General features: G+C 51.1%; 1 protein-coding gene. It reads left to right on the forward strand.

Annotated features, from left to right (window positions below; all coding sequences use genetic code 11):
• Positions 1–329, forward strand: a 329-nt coding sequence (locus MST27_RS22325) for a carboxypeptidase regulatory-like domain-containing protein (protein ID WP_243608025.1), incomplete at both ends; no start/stop codon positions are given.

The raw sequence follows: 329 nt of genomic DNA on the forward strand, positions 1-329 counted from the left end.
GGTGACAGATGGTGGCGTCGCTGATGGGAGAATAGAATTAACTCCTGAAGTGATTGTGACGCCATCGCCTGTGGCTTCGCCAACACCTCCGCCACAAGTTGGTAGAATTCTGGGTCAGGTAACTGACTCTGAAACAAGTGCAGGTATCAACGGCGCTAATGTGTCCCTCGATACAGGCGAACAGACTGTCACTAGCACAGTTGGAGGTCAGGATGGTGTTTATTCATTCGATAATGTGGCTGTTGGAGACCGAACGATAACTGCGGCTGCGACAGGATACATCACGAATACAAAGACCGTTACGGTGACAGATGGTGGCGTCGCTGATG

It is taken from the genome of Stutzerimonas marianensis (assembly GCF_022810315.1).
Classification (GTDB): Bacteria; Pseudomonadota; Gammaproteobacteria; order Pseudomonadales; family Pseudomonadaceae; genus Stutzerimonas; species Stutzerimonas marianensis.